Genomic DNA, 13,123 nt, shown 5'->3' on the forward strand with positions numbered 1-13,123 from the left:
CGCTCGCCTCGAGGCGTGGACGTCACCCGGGCGTCGCGCGGCCGGGTGCCAGACTGCCGTCATGGCGACCGTCCACGACGAGATCACTCCCCGGCTCTCCCGCTTCGTGCTGTCCCAGCCCGTGTTCTTCGTGGGCACGGCCCCCCTTGCGGGTGACGGGCACGTCAACGTCTCGCCCAAGGGCATGGGGGGCACGTTCGTGGTCCTCGACCCGCACCGGGTCGCGTACCTCGACTACACGGGCTCGGGCGCCGAGGCCGCGGCGCACCTGCAGGAGAACGGGCGCATCGTGGTCATGTTCTGCGCGTTCGAGGGACCGCCGAACATCGTGCGCTTCCACGGGCGGGGCCGCTACGTCCTCGCCCGGACGCCCGAGTTCGACGAGCTGCGCCCGCTGTTCGCCAAGGAGCGCGAGTCCGGGCAGCGCGGCATCGTCGTGGTCGAGGTGGACCGGGTCTCGGACTCGTGCGGGTACTCGGTGCCGTTCATGGACTTCGTCGGCGACCGCGACCTCCTGGACCGCGCCCACGACCGGCGAGACCCGGAGTACTTCGACGCGTACTGGCACAAGAAGAACGCGACGAGCATCGACGGGCTGCCCGGGGTGGACATCTCTCCGGTGCCCTGAGCACACCGGACGCTGGAGCGCCCGGTGACGCATGTCCCCGGGTCCAGGGCTCAGCGGTTGCTGACCCCGAGCGCCCTGCCGACGGTCGAGTCGTCCTCCAGGACGCGGAGCAGGCAGGCGGCGAGGTCGCCGCGGGGGATCGACCCGAATCCCTTGGCGCCCTCGGTCAGCTCCCGCGCCGTCCAGTCACCGGTCGTCGGGCCGTTCGTCAGGCCGGCCGGCCTGACGATCGTCCAGTCGAGATCCGAACGCACGACGACCGACTCCTGCTCGTCGTGGTCGGCCAGCGCCGAGGCAAGGACGACCCGCGTCAGGACCCGGACGAGTGCGGGCATCTGCGCTGCCGAGGCACCTGCCCCCAAGGAGGACTGCACGACGAGCCGGCGCACTCCCGCTTCCTGCATGGCCGCCACGACGGCCCGTGTGACCGCAGACCGCTGACGAGAGGTCCCCTTGGCGCCGCCCACGGTCACCACGACGGCGTCCGCCCCGGCGACCGCTCGTGCTGCCACCTCTGGATCGGCGGCGTCCCCCTTCAGGGTCTCGACCCCCGAGGCAACGGTGCTGCCGCTCCGCGACAGGACCGTGACCTCGTGGCCTTCTCCCTGTGCGAGCGAAGCCAGGCGGGCCCCCGTGCCCCTCGATCCACCGACGATGACGATCTTCACGGACTTCTCATTTCGTCGCGGTGCACCCTGCTGTCCGCGGAAGTGTATCTCCGTGCAGGTGGAGCCCGGCGGGCGCTCAGGTACTCGTCCCGGCCTGGTACGACCGGCCGGTGAGCGCGCGCCGCAGGGACGAGAGCATCGGGGCTCACCGTCACGTCGCGTCGAGGTACGCCCGCCCGCGCGGCGAGATGCGGTACCCCACGGGCAGGCTCTCGGTGAGCCCGAGCTCCTTGAGGCGCCGGACCCGGACCTTGAAGTAGTCGCGCTCGACGCCGATCGACGCCGCGAGCTCGCGCGCCACGACCTCGGGCTGCGCGACGATCAGCTCCAGGTAGGACCGGGTCCACGGCTCGGGCGCCGCACGGTCCATGCGCGCGAGCCGTGTGCGCAGCCCCTCGACCTCCTCGGCCGACAGGTCGGCCTCCTGGCGCAGCGCGATGCGCGGGTCCTCTCCCACGCGCCGCAGACCGATCCGGTACAGGTCGCCCTCGCCCTTCGCGGCGACCCAGGCGAGCGCCGCCTCGGCCGAGCGGAACCCGGCGGCGCGCGCGTCGTCGTCGGGCAGGACGGGGATCCCGTCCACCTCCGGGACCCGGTCGATCGACGTGACCTCCACGACCCCGATCCGCGTCCTCATCTGCCCGCCCGCGCGCACGCGCGGCGCGAGCCAGCGGCGGTACGCGAGGGACACCGTGCCGTCCTCGAGCCCGCTGAGCGTCTGCCGGGTCAGCAGCATGCCTCCAGGGTACGAAGACGGGCCGCGGCGTGCAGGGCCGCGCACAGGTCCACCGGGCCGCCCGCATGCCGCCTCAGGAGGCGGTGCGGACCGCGGCGACCGGCCGCGTCCCGCGAGGGATCACGACCCGCGCGCTGACTCCCCCGCCGGGACGAGGCGTCAGGCTCAGGCTCCCGCCGTGCAGCTCGACGATGCGGGAGACGATCGCGAGCCCCAGGCCGTTGCTGCTGCGGTCGGTCACCACGTCGTCGCGGGTCCTCGCGACGGAACCGACCTGGCGGGCGAACGGCTCCAGGGCGATCCTGAGGTCGTCGTCGGTCAGGACGCGGCCGCTGTTCTCGACGGTCAGGACGACGAGCCCCGCGTCGACCAGCGTGATGCGGGCCCACCCGTCCTGGGGCAGGTTGTGCCGGACCGCGTTGCGCAGCAGGTTGTCGACCACGCGAGCGAGGAGGATCTCGTCGCCCGGCACGACGGCGGGCGAGACGTCCACCTCGACGCGCACGCCCCGCTCGGTGGCCTCGCGCGCGACGTCGTCGACCGCGTCCTCGACGACGACGTCGAGGTCGAACGGCGCTCGGACGATCGGCGACCTGTCGAGGGCCGCGAGCTGCAAGAGGGCCGCGACGAGGTCCGTGGCTCGTCGATTGGTCACGTCGAGGTGTTCGAGCAGGCGCGTCAGGTCGACGGCGTCAGGCTCCTCGCGCGCGACGTCGAGCATGGTCTGGGTCACCGCGAGCGGTGTCCGCAGCTCGTGCGACGCGTTGGCCGCGAACCGCTGCTGCGCGGCGAAGGACCGTTCGAGGCGTTCGAGCATGGTGTCGAACGTGTCGGCCAGGTCCGTGAACTCGTCCCGTCCGCGCCGGGTGTCCCGGGCCGAGATGCGGTGCGACAGGTCGCCCGATGCCGCGGCCCGCGCGGCGGTGTTGAGGTCCGCGAGCGGACGCAGCACCCGCCCGGCCACGAGCCACCCACCCACCGTCCCGACGACGGCGAGCACGCCCATGGCCACGGCGCAGGCCTGGATCAGCGAGTCGAGGATCTGGCCCCGCGACGCGATGAAGAGGTGGGCGTCCGACGGGTTCGCCGCCGTGAGCGGGTAGTTCGGGACGAACCGCATGACGGCGTAGACGATGACGGACATCACGAGCCCCGCGGCGAGCAGGAAGGCCACATAGCTCAGCGTCAGGCGGAGCCGGGCTGTCTGGCGCAGGACCCTCACGACGCCTCGCCGCTCGGCGCACCGACGCGGTAGCCCACGCCCGGCACCGTGTGCACGACCCAGGGGTCGCCCAGGCGCTTGCGGAGCGTCGAGACGGTCACCCGGACGGCGTTGGTGAACGGGTCGGCGTTCGCGTCCCACGCACGTTCGAGCAGGTCCTCGGCGCTCACCACGCCGCCGTCGGCTGCCAGCAGGACCTCCAGCACCGCGAACTGCTTGCGGCTCAGGCGCACGTGCTCGCCGTCCCGGTAGACCTCCCGGCGGAACGGGTCGAGCCGCACCCCGGCGGCCTCCAGCACGGGTGGGAGCGGGGCCGGGCGGCGTCCCAGGGCCCGTACGCGCAGGATCAGCTCGGGCAGCAGGAACGGCTTGGTCAGGTAGTCGTCGGCGCCGATCCCGAAGCCTCGGGTCTTGTCGTCGAGCGTGCCCGCCGCGGTGAGCATGAGGACCCGGGTCGCCAGGCCTCGGGCCACGATCGACCGGCAGACGTCGTCGCCGTGCACCCCAGGCAGGTCGCGGTCGAGCACCACGACGTCGTACGCGGTGTGGCCGAGCCTCTCGAGGGCCACCTCCCCGTCGAGCGCGACGTCGGCGGCGACGGCCTCGCGCCGCAGCCCGGTCTGCACGGCCTCGGCCAGGAACGGCTCGTCCTCGACGACCAGCACCCGCATCGATCCTCCACCCGCTCGTCGGCCCGACCCCTCCGACGGCGGGCCTCCCCCGCCAGTCTAGGAAGCGGGGTGTATCGAGAACGTCTGCGAAAAGCGAGACGCCGGGACAACATGCCGACGGGTGCAGTGGTGGTCATGGACACGCGTACCCCACCGCCCTCGTTCGCCCCGGTGCCCGCCCCCGCGCCGGCACCGGACGGTCCGCGCCGACCTCCCCGCCCGAGCGCCCGCAGGCGCCGCACCGCCGTCCTCGCCACGGCCGTCGCGGTCCTCGCCGTGGTGGCGGCGCTCACGTGGGCCTTCCTGCCCGACGCCGACCGCGGCCTGCGCGCGCTCGTCGCCGACACGCTCGGCACCGAGGACGCCGGCCCCGGGGCAGGCGTCGCGCCGGACCTCCCCGCCGAGGACGACCCGCGCCAGGAGGACGACACGATCGACCCGTTCGACGACCAGCACCCCGCGATCGCGGGACTCGACGACGACCTGCGCGCGGCACTCCAGTCCGCGGCACGCGACGCGCAGGCGGCGGGCGTCGACTTCTGGGTCACGTCCGGGTGGCGCAGCACCGCCTACCAGCAGAGTCTCCTCGACCGTGCGGTCGACCGGTACGGCTCGCTCGCCGAGGCCCGCAAGTTCGTCAGTACCCCTGAGACGTCCGAGCACGTGCAGGGACGGGCGGTCGACATCGGACCGACCGACGGCGCGGACTGGACGATCCGCAAGGGCGCGCGGTACGGGCTGTGCCAGACGTACGCCAACGAGATGTGGCACTTCGAGCTGGCCACGACGCCGGGCGGCACCTGCCCGCAGCCGCTCCCGGATGCCGCCGGCTGACCGTCACCAGTGCTCGCCCCGGGACGTGCGCGCACGACGACCCACCGTGCCCTCCGTGGCCGCGGCCGCCGACGGCTACGCCGTCGTCGTGTGGCTCGGCTGACCGGGTTCAGCCCAGCCGCAGCTCGGCGTTGACCGACCGCACCAGGTCGGCCGGGAGCTTCGCGACCTCGCGGTCGTAGGTCAGCAACCCGTTGAGCTCGTCCTCGACGTCCGAGAGCTGGGTGTAGACCGTCGCGGAGAGCCCTCGCGGGATCGCGGGCACGATCTGGTCGCGGTGCAGCGCCTCGAACGCTTCCCCGAGCGCCGCGGCGTCGTCGAGCTTCTTGTAGCCGAAGTCCTTCTCGCTGAAGTCGCGGCCCTCGAGGCGCAGGTTGTAGCCCCCGTACTCCGAGAGCACGAGCACCCGCCGGTCCCGTCGCCGCGGGACCCGGAACGGCTTGAAGTACACGTGGAGGCTCCGCAGGTCTCCCGCGCGCTGGTCGTGCCAGCCGCTCGCGTGGTCGACCGTCCGTGTCGGGTCGAGCGCACGGACGCGGGCAGCGACGCGTGCGGCGTCGAACTGTCCCCAGCCCTCGTTGAACGGCACCCAGACCGCCAGGCTCACGACGCTGTGCAGGTGCTCGACCGTCGCGTCGACCTCGCGGAGGAACTCCCCGCGCCCCTCCACGTCGGCCCGTCCGAACAGTCCGTAGAACCGGTCGCTGATCCGGAGAGGCACGGCCACCGGGGCCGTGATGACCGCCGGGCGGTAGCTGGTGCCGCCGTTGACCATGTCCTGCCACACGAGGATCCCGAGCCGGTCGCAGTGGTGGTACCAGCGCAGCGGCTCGATCTTGATGTGCTTGCGCAGCATCGTGAACCCGAGGTCCTTCATGGTCGCGATGTCGTGGACCATGGCCTCGTCCGACGGTGCCGTGAGCAGCCCGTCCGACCAGTACCCCTGGTCCAGGACGCCCGCGTGGAAGTAGGGCTCGCCGTTGAGCAGCAGGCGCGGCACGCCCCGCTCGTCCCGCCCGACGCCGAACGACCGCATGCCGGCGTAGCCGCGCACCTCGTCGTCGCCGAGCGTCACGCGCACGTCGTACAGGTGCGGGTCCTCGGGGGTCCACAAGTGGGCGTCCGGGATCGGCACGCGGGCGAGCGTCCCCGCGGGTGCGTCGACCTGCCCGACGAGCGCTCCGCCGTCGTGCACCTGGATGCGCGCCACGGGCGCGTCCGGCCCGACGGCGCCGCTCGCCCCCGCGGGCATCCCGCCCGCGTGCACGGTCACCTCGAGGCAGCCGCCCGGGAGGTCCGGGACGAGCACGAGCCGGTCGACGTGCAGCGCCGGGACGGCCTCGACCCACACGGTCTGCCAGATGCCCGACTGCGCGGTGTACCAGATGCCGCCGCGGTCGAGCTTCTGCTTGCCGCGCGCGTGGTAGCCCATGTCGCTCACGTCGGTGACCTCGACGAGCAGCTCGTGCGGCTCGCCGAGGGATCCGGCGAACGCCTCCGTGACGTCGCACGCGAACGGCAGGAACCCGCCCGTGTGACGGCCCACCTCGACGCCGTCGACCAGGACGCGGCACGACTGGTCGACCGCCCCGAAGTGCAGGAGGACCCGCCCGTCGCACGGGACGAATCCCTCGGGGAGCGCGACCGTGCGCCGGTACCAGAGCGCCTCGTACGGCTGGAGCTGGCGCCCCACGCCCGACAGCACCGACTCGGGCGAGAACGGCACGACGATCTCGCCGTCGAACACCTGGGGGGCCGCACCGCCCAGCGACCCCTCGGGGCCGGCGGCCTGCCCGGTGAACGCGTAGTCCCACACCCCGTTGAGGTTGAGGTAGCTGTCGCGCGCGAGCTGAGGACGGGGGTACTCGGGCAGGGGGGCGTGCCGATCGAGGGCGGCGGCCCACCGAGTGGGCCGGAGGATGCTCATGCAGCGGGTTCCTTGCGATGGAGAAGCGTGACGGGGACGAGGATCAGGAGTAGCACGACGGCGGCCGCGACGAAGATCAGGGGGCTCGGGACCTGCTTGACGACCCCGAGCTCGGAGTAGGTCTCCGCGGCCCCCCTGATCACGGCCGCACCGATGAAGGGCCCGACCAGCATGGGGACGAGGATCGCGAAGACCATGCGCAGCCCCTGGACGTGGCCCGCGCGGTCCGGGGGCGAGTAGTCGCGAACCAGCGCCCCGATCGGGGTGAGGACCAGCATGAACCCCGACATCATGACGAGCCCGGCGAGGATCGCGGGCACCATGCCTCGCGCGAACGCCATGAGGACCAGTCCCGTCCCGTAGACCGCGACCGCAGGCAGGAGGAAGCGGACCTTGCCGACCCGGTCGACGATCCGCCCGCCGATCACGCTCACGACCGAGGCGCCGAGCAGCACCACGGCCAGGACGATCGCGTACCCGTCGATCCGCAGGTACCGCTGGAGGTAGATGATCAGGTACGGCAGGAACACCTGGGTCGAGATCCCCCAGATCGTCCACGCCGACAGCGCGAGGTACAAGCCCGGGTTCTCGCGGACCGCCGAGGGCCGCAGGCCGTGGACCACCGAGCGCAGGTACCCGTCCTCCTGGCGGACCGTGAGCTCGCGGTCCCGGACGAGGAACCACGACACGACCCCCACGACCACGATGATCGCCCCCACGAGAACGAAGAACCCTCGCCACTGCCCGGCTCGCGTCATGCCGTCGAACGCCCCGAACACCACGAGCATCGACAGCAGCGGCATGACCGCGAGCACCGACTCGACCCGGCCCCGGTTCGCCGGCTCGGTCGAGTCGGTCACCCAGGCCTGGAACGCCGCGTCGTTGGCCCCCGAGCCGAACAACGACATGACCGCGTCGAGCGCGACGACCGCGACCGCCGCCACGACCACGGCGTTCGCCGCCGGGACCAGCCCCGAGACCGTGTCGGGGCTCAGGAACCCGAACGCGGCCGTCGTGATGCCCCACAGGACGTATCCGGCCGCGATGAACACGCGGCGGCGTCCGACCCTGTCGGAGAGCGCGCCGACCAGGAGCGTCGCGAGGGTCGCGGCGACCGCACTCACGGCGACCATGGTCGCGATGACGTTCGGGTCGTCCGTGATGGTGTCGTAGACGAACACGTTGAGGTACATGTTCTCGACGGTCCAGGCGAGCTGCCCGACGAAGCCGAGGAGGACGAGGGACGTCCAGGTGCGGGCCCCCAGGGCCCCGGTGCGCGTCATTGCCACGCACGGATCGTAGTCCTCCCGCCGGAGGTCAGCGGTCGAGGAACCGTCGAGCCATCTTCCCCAGCTCGGCACCGTCCGCTCGCCAGTCCTCGGAGAGGATGCGGAACACGAGCGGCCCGACCAGCTCGGCGACCAGCGTGCCGTCGTCCTCGCTCCCGTCGAGGGCACCGCGACCCCGCGCGTCTCGGACGACCGCGCGCGCGGCGTCGCCCAGCACGTCGGCCTCGCGCAAGAGCTCGGCGACCTTCCGGTCGTGCTGCGCCTCGCCCAGGAGGGCACGGTAGGCCAGCCCGGCGTCGGAGCTCGTGAGGAAGGTCGAGAGCGCGGCGAGAAAGCCGGCGATCTCGGTCTCGGCGTCAGGGCCGGGCGTGACCGCGAGCTCGCGGGCCGCATCGGCAGCGCTCGCCTCGAGCAGGATCTCGGCCTTCGACGACCACCAGCGGTAGACGGTCTGGCGTCCGACCTTCGCCCGCTCGGCGATGCCCTTCATGGTCATCGCCGCGTAGCCCTCCTCGACGAGCATGTCGTCCACGGCGCGGAGCACCGCGAGGCGGGCGTCCTCGCTGCGCGGGCGGCCGAGCGGTCGCGTGAGTTCACCCATGCGGCGACGCTACCAGTTTCGATACGTGCTGCACCGAAATCTCCACCGCCCCCGTGCGCACCCTTCTCCTAACGAGACACGATGAATCGAAACCTGCTACCTTTCGAGACACCATGACTCGATATCAAGGAGCTGCGTCCATGACGTCCCCCGCAACAGGACCCGCACGCGCCCGGTCACGGCGTGCCGTGACCGTGACCGCGTTCGCCTTCCTCGTCACGATGATGGGAACCACGCTTCCCACCCCGCTCTACTCGATCTACTCGACCGAGCTCTCGTTCTCGCCCCTGACCGTGACCGTGCTCTTCGCGGTGTACGCCGTCGGAGTCGTCGGCGCGCTGTCGCTCTTCGGGCGGCTCTCCGACGACGTCGGCCGACGCCCGGTGCTCGTGGCCGCCGTCGGGCTCGCCCTTCTCAGCGCTCTCCTCTTCCTCCTGCCGCCGTCCCTGCCGTTGCTCGTCGTCGCCCGCGTGACCTCGGGCCTCGGCGCCGGGCTCATGAGCGGCGCGGGCACCGCTGCCGTCATCGACCTCTTCCCGGCCGAGAAGAAGGCCGCCGCCGGGACGCTCGCGGTGGCTGCGAACACCGGGGGGCTCGCCCTGGGCACGCTCGTCGCAGGCGTCCTCGCCTCGGCCGCGCCCGCACCGCTGACGATCCCGTTCGCCGTCCACCTCGTGCTGTGCGTCGGGGCGCTCCTCGGGCTCGCCACGTGGGCGCCGGCCCCCGCCCGTCGTGGTCGCCTCCGGATCCGCCCTCACCGACTGCGCGTTCCCGCCTCGATCCGGGGCGCCTTCGCCCGCGCGGTGCTCGCAGCGGGGGCCGGGTTCTCCGTCACCGGCGTCCTCACCGCCGTCACGGCACTGTTCCTGGCCAGGGACCTGCACCTCGACAGCCACGCGCTCGCCGGCTTCGTCGTGTTCCTCTCCTTCGCGGGCATGGCGGTCGGCCAGCTCGTCGCCCGACGGATGCGCCCCCGCGCTGCGCTTCCCGTGGGGTGCGCAGGACTCGTCCTCGCGTCCGCTGCGCTCGCGACGGCACTCGCCGGCGCGTCCCTGGCGCCACTGGTCGTCGCCGCAGCCGTGCTGGGCGTCTCGGGTGGCCTGTGCCTGAACGCGGGCATCGCGACGACCGTCGAACAGGTGCCGCCCGCGCACCGCGGCGAGGTCTCCTCGTCGTTCTTCGCGGGCCTCTACCTGATGCTCGCCGTACCGGCGATCGGCGTCGGGCTCCTGGCGAGCGTCGTCGGCCTTCGCCAGGCCGGCCTCGTCTTCGCCGCCGTCGTGGCGGTCCTTGCCGCCGCCGTAGGGATCGTCGAGCTCGTCAGCGCGCGCAGGACGGACTGACCACCGCCTACGCCCCGAGCACCGGTCGGCGCGCGACCGTCAGCACGTGCGTGTCGGGCCACTCGACGTGCTCGCCCGTCGTGGCGTCGGTCAACGACGCCACGGGCGCGAACGAGTGCTCGACGAGCCACTCGTTGCGCCACGCCCCGCTCTCGGGCCCCAGCTCGAAGCCCGCGCCCGTCAGCAGCCCGGTCCACGCGTCGCGGTCCAGGTCGCAGAACCGCTCGTGGCACTCAGACAGCCAGTTGTCGGCGTAGTCCTTGGTCGTGAGGAACTCCATGGCGTCGCGCAGCGTGAGGCGGAACGTCCCGGGCAGGACCTCCTCGACCGTGAACGACGCACCCGACAGGCGGGGGAAGTCGTGCGCGAACTGGCGCATCCGCGAGGCCGTCGACAGCCCGCGGACGTGCGCGGCGACGTCGGGCCGCGCCCACGCGTCGAGGTCCGTCACGACGCCCGGGCGCGTGCCGTCGTCGTCGCGGAGCGTGAGGTGCACCGGGCGGTCGCCGTCCGCGGGACCGCACACGTCGCTGTTGATCCACACCCCGCCCGGGCGGGTGTGGGCGAGCACGCGGCGAGCGAACCGCTCGACGTCGGGCACGCCGTCGCCGTACGAAGAAATCTCGTGCGTGAGCGCGATCGTGACGGTCGTGTCGACGCTGCGCTCGGGCATGACCTCACCGCGCAGGATGTTGGCCTGCACGAACCACACGTTCGGGTTCGCGAACACGCCCTGCGTCTTCTTGTGCTCGGCCTCGGCCACGAGGTGGCGCGCGACGTCGACGCCGAACAGGTCCGACTCGTGCAGGCGCGGCTCGGCCGCGACCAGCTCGAGCAGGCCGCCCGTCGCGCACCCGATGTCGACGATCCGCCCCGGGAGCACGTACGGGCGCACCTGCTCCCACTTGCGGCGCGAGGCGTCCTCGAACGCCGCGGCGTACGTCCGGTAGTCGCGGGTCGCGGTCAGGTCGCCGTCGCCCGAGACGACGGGGTCGGCGAAGACCTGGACGATCTGCGCCTCGAGGCCGTAGCGCCGGAAGAAGCCCGGCACGGCCGGGTGGGCGACGTCGGTCCACGTCGGGTCACCCGCGGCGAGGCGCCCGACGACGTCCCACGGGCGGGCAGGCACGTCACCCAGCGCGTCGGTCGCGTCGAGCTCGACGCCCACGACCCGGTAGCCGAGCTCCTGGTAGGCCGCGATGACCGCGGGGGTCGAGCAGGCCACGACCGTCTCGCGAGGGTCGAGCGTCACGGTGTGCCCCGTCGCGGTCTGGACCGTAGTCGTGACGAGGTGCGCGAAGCGCGCGTGCGGGGCCACGTCCGGGACCGGCACGACGAGGCTCGGCAGGTGCTCGACCGCCGTGACGTGCTCGATGAGCGCCTCACGCCGGTGACCCGGCACCGGGTTGCGGCGCGTGCCCGCGTGGTTCGCGGACGTCACGGCCCACACGACCACGGCGTCGGGCGAGCACCGGACGCGCTCGCCGTCGAGGTCGCTGACGAGACCCGCCCGCAACGCCCGGAGGTAGTCCACCTGGAAGCGGGTCACGAGGTGGTGGCGCCCCGGGAACAGGACATGACGGATCAGCTGGTCGTGGGGCACCCGGGTACCTTCGCGCGAGAGGGGGGTGCGGGGCAAGCGGGCGGGCCGACCGCGCTCCGGTACCGACGTTCCCCTCGTCAGCGTCCCCGTTCCGTGCCATCGTGGAAAGAGGCGCCGACGACGCCTCCCCCGCTGCGCACGACCTGGACAAGGAGCACCCGATGGTCTCGACGACGAACGCATTCAGCAGCTTCTCGGTGAACGACCTGGACGCCGCGCGGGCGTTCTACGCGGACGTCGTGGGGGTCGAGGTCGACCAGACGCCCATGGGCCTGGACCTGCACCTGGGCTCGGGCGGGCACGTGTTCGTCTATCCCAAGACGAACCACGTCGCGGCGTCGTTCACGGTCCTGAACTTCGGGGTCGACGACGTCGACGCCGCGGTCGACGAGCTCGTCGCCAAGGGCGTGGAGTTCGAGCGCTACGTGGGGTTCGACCAGGACGCCAAGGGCATCGCGCGTGGTCCGGAGGGCCCGGCGATCGCCTGGTTCAAGGACCCGGCGCGCAACGTCCTGGCGATCCTGAGCAACCCGTGAGCACCGCGGTGGCGTCGCACGAGCACCTCCTGGCGGCGCACGGCGACGCGATCGGGGCGTTCGACCACCTGGTCCGGCGGGTCCAGGACGACCAGTGGGAGCTGCCCACGCCCGACGACGACTGGACCGTCCGCGACCTCGTCAACCACCTGGTCTCGGAGCAGCTCTGGGCGCCCGAGCTGCTCGCGGGCCGGACGGTCGCGGACGTGGGCCCGGTCTTCGACGGCGACGTCCTGGGCGACGACCCGATCGACGCGTGGATCGACGCCTCGACGCAGTCGCGCGAGGCGTTCCTCGCCCCCGGCGCCCTGGACCGCGTGGTGCACCTGTCGTACGGCGACGCCCCGGCGACCGAGTACGCGCACCAGATGACGTTCGACCTCACGGTCCACGCATGGGACCTGGCCCAGGGACTGGGCGTCGACGCGGACCTGGGCCCCCAGCTCGTGTCGTTCGTGCTGGGCTACGCCCAGCGCCGCAAGGGCATGTTCGCGGCGAGCCGCCTGTTCGCGGGCCCCGTCCCCGTGCCCGACGACGCGCCCGAGCTCACGAGGCTGCTCGCACTCGCGGGTCGCCGGGGCTGACCTCCCGGTCCAGCGCCCTCGAGGAGCCGGGCCGGTGGCTCCCCGGGCACCACGATCCCCGCAGCTCCCTGGACCTCGGGGCGTTGCGGGGATCGTCAGAACCCGCCGGTGGGCGGAGCGTCGTGCGTGGTGCGCGGGTCAGGCCGTGGCGTCGTCCTCGCGGCGTGCGATGCGGATCATGTCCTCGCGCGGCACGACCTTGATGCGCTCACGGCCGTGCGGCTCGCCCTGCGCGCGCTCGTAGGCGTCCAGGACCTCCCAGTCGGACCACTGGACCAGGTGCACGCCCCGCTCGGTCAGGAACTCGACGACCGCGTCCGGGTCCGGCTGGGTGGCCGTGCGCGAGTCGGCGAGGTCCTCGACGAGGTGGCGGACGGTCTCCGAGGCGTCGGACTTGGTGTGCCCGATCAACCCGACCGGGCCACGCTTGATCCAGCCCGTGGCATAGACCCCCGGGACCTGCTCACCATCGATGTCGATC

13 protein-coding genes and 1 pseudogene are annotated in these 13,123 nt (G+C 72.7%); 5 read left to right on the forward strand and 9 right to left on the reverse strand.

Translation table 11 applies throughout. From position 1 onward, the window contains the following. Window positions 1-61 precede the first annotated feature (61 nt). Window positions 62-628 (forward strand): pyridoxamine 5'-phosphate oxidase family protein, encoded by a 567-nt coding sequence (locus tag OERS_RS16865; RefSeq protein WP_056649132.1) that lies wholly within the window; start codon window positions 62-64, stop codon window positions 626-628. Window positions 629-678: 50 nt separating this feature from the next. Here the strand turns inward: OERS_RS16865 and OERS_RS16870 are convergent, their stop codons facing one another. The 4 genes from OERS_RS16870 to OERS_RS16885 form a co-directional block, all read right to left on the reverse strand. Continuing rightward, window positions 679-1,296, reverse strand: coding sequence for an NAD(P)-dependent oxidoreductase (locus tag OERS_RS16870; RefSeq protein WP_068627209.1), 618 nt, complete (start codon window positions 1,294-1,296; stop codon window positions 679-681). A 151-nt stretch (window positions 1,297-1,447) separates the two neighbouring features. Next, window positions 1,448-2,032 (reverse strand): hypothetical protein, encoded by a 585-nt coding sequence (locus OERS_RS16875; RefSeq protein WP_068627211.1) that lies wholly within the window; start codon window positions 2,030-2,032, stop codon window positions 1,448-1,450. A gap of 73 nt (window positions 2,033-2,105) precedes the next feature. Next, window positions 2,106-3,254: a sensor histidine kinase gene (locus OERS_RS16880; RefSeq protein ID WP_068627213.1), complete on the reverse strand. Its 1,149-nt coding sequence runs from the start codon at window positions 3,252-3,254 to the stop codon at window positions 2,106-2,108. Further along, window positions 3,251-3,925, reverse strand: a complete 675-nt coding sequence (locus OERS_RS16885) for a response regulator transcription factor (protein ID WP_068627215.1) — start codon at window positions 3,923-3,925, stop codon at window positions 3,251-3,253. The genes OERS_RS16880 and OERS_RS16885 overlap by 4 nt, the downstream gene beginning before the upstream one ends. Window positions 3,926-4,060: 135 nt before the next feature. Here OERS_RS16885 and OERS_RS16890 point away from each other — a divergent pair, with 135 nt between their 5' ends. Further along, window positions 4,061-4,759, forward strand: a complete 699-nt coding sequence (locus OERS_RS16890; RefSeq protein ID WP_083201571.1) for a M15 family metallopeptidase — start codon at window positions 4,061-4,063, stop codon at window positions 4,757-4,759. A 109-nt stretch (window positions 4,760-4,868) separates the two neighbouring features. Here the strand turns inward: OERS_RS16890 and OERS_RS16895 are convergent, their stop codons facing one another. The 3 genes from OERS_RS16895 to OERS_RS16905 are packed head-to-tail and all read right to left on the reverse strand — an operon-like array spanning window position 4,869 to window position 8,576. After that, window positions 4,869-6,686: a glycoside hydrolase family 2 protein gene (locus tag OERS_RS16895; RefSeq protein WP_068627217.1), complete on the reverse strand. Its 1,818-nt coding sequence runs from the start codon at window positions 6,684-6,686 to the stop codon at window positions 4,869-4,871. Further along, complete coding sequence (locus tag OERS_RS16900) at window positions 6,683-7,969, reverse strand: MFS transporter (protein WP_068627219.1); 1,287 nt, start codon at window positions 7,967-7,969, stop codon at window positions 6,683-6,685. The genes OERS_RS16895 and OERS_RS16900 overlap by 4 nt, the downstream gene beginning before the upstream one ends. Before the next feature lie 34 nt (window positions 7,970-8,003). Further along, a complete protein-coding gene (locus OERS_RS16905) occupies window positions 8,004-8,576 on the reverse strand; it encodes a TetR/AcrR family transcriptional regulator (protein ID WP_068627221.1) in 573 nt (190 codons plus the stop codon). A 140-nt stretch (window positions 8,577-8,716) separates the two neighbouring features. On the opposite strand from OERS_RS16905, the gene OERS_RS16910 reads away from it, so the two are divergent. Continuing rightward, window positions 8,717-9,919: an MFS transporter gene (locus OERS_RS16910; protein WP_068627223.1), complete on the forward strand. Its 1,203-nt coding sequence runs from the start codon at window positions 8,717-8,719 to the stop codon at window positions 9,917-9,919. 7 nt (window positions 9,920-9,926) lie between these two features. Here the strand turns inward: OERS_RS16910 and OERS_RS16915 are convergent, their stop codons facing one another. Beyond that, window positions 9,927-11,522, reverse strand: a complete 1,596-nt coding sequence (locus OERS_RS16915; protein ID WP_248948697.1) for a class I SAM-dependent methyltransferase — start codon at window positions 11,520-11,522, stop codon at window positions 9,927-9,929. A gap of 101 nt (window positions 11,523-11,623) precedes the next feature. On the opposite strand from OERS_RS16915, the gene OERS_RS16920 reads away from it, so the two are divergent. Together OERS_RS16920 and OERS_RS16925 are read left to right on the forward strand one after the other, a co-directional pair. Further along, complete coding sequence (locus tag OERS_RS16920; protein WP_322788309.1) at window positions 11,624-12,058, forward strand: VOC family protein; 435 nt, start codon at window positions 11,624-11,626, stop codon at window positions 12,056-12,058. After that, a complete protein-coding gene (locus OERS_RS16925) occupies window positions 12,055-12,642 on the forward strand; it encodes a TIGR03086 family metal-binding protein (protein ID WP_068627225.1) in 588 nt (195 codons plus the stop codon). Before OERS_RS16920 ends, OERS_RS16925 begins: the two co-directional genes overlap by 4 nt. 138 nt (window positions 12,643-12,780) lie before the next feature. Here OERS_RS16925 and OERS_RS16930 read toward each other — a convergent pair. Then, window positions 12,781-13,123 (reverse strand): annotated as a pseudogene (locus OERS_RS16930) (pyridine nucleotide-disulfide oxidoreductase); the annotation flags it as partial.

The sequence above is a fragment of the Oerskovia enterophila genome, assembly GCF_001692445.1.
Taxonomy (GTDB): domain Bacteria; phylum Actinomycetota; class Actinomycetes; order Actinomycetales; family Cellulomonadaceae; genus Oerskovia; species Oerskovia enterophila.